This window comes from Bacillus sp. SIMBA_026 (genome assembly GCF_046535335.1).
GTDB lineage: Bacteria > Bacillota > Bacilli > Bacillales > Bacillaceae > Bacillus > Bacillus velezensis.
Genome location: NZ_JAWRWX010000427.1, coordinates 1 through 242 on the forward strand (window position 1 = coordinate 1; position 242 = coordinate 242).

Sequence of the window (242 nt, forward strand, 5' to 3'; positions counted from 1 at the left end):
CCGTCTCTGCAATTACATGCGACGGCGTTTCAAGCAGAGCCCCATCTCGAACGACGATTTCGAAACCGCGTTCAAGGGCAGCGATTTCCGCGTTCTGGGGTATTTCCAGGTCAGCGACGACGATGCTCTGTTTTGCCGCGGGTTATTGGTGGTCGAGAAATTGACACCGGTGGGAAAGAGCAGGGTCCGTGGTCTGACCGAGGCATTCGAGAAGTTCGGAAAAGCTGGCTTGCGTCCGGATT

General features: G+C 55.8%; 1 protein-coding gene. It reads left to right on the forward strand.

Going from position 1 to position 242, the window contains the following annotated elements; genetic code table 11:
• Positions 1 to 242, forward strand: a 242-nt coding sequence (locus tag SB847_RS22060; RefSeq protein WP_410578879.1) for a hypothetical protein, incomplete at both ends; no start/stop codon positions are given.